The following is a 213-nucleotide window of genomic DNA, read 5'->3' on the forward strand; positions in this document are numbered from 1 at the left end:
AGGTCGGAGACCGAAGGCCAGTCCGCGTACTTCTTCTCCGAGGTCATCCACCTTTTGAGCCCGGCGATGTGCTCGGGCTGGGAGAGGCGGCGGGTGTCGTACGACCACAGGACCTTCGCGGCTGCCTTGGCGAACTCCACCGGATCGGTGGTCTTACGGGCGCCGCCACCTGGCCCCCTTTCGGGGCCTTCACCGGGGCGGGAGCCGGCGGAG

Source organism: Streptomyces jumonjinensis, from assembly GCF_009600885.1.
GTDB classification, from domain to species: domain Bacteria; phylum Actinomycetota; class Actinomycetes; order Streptomycetales; family Streptomycetaceae; genus Streptomyces; species Streptomyces jumonjinensis.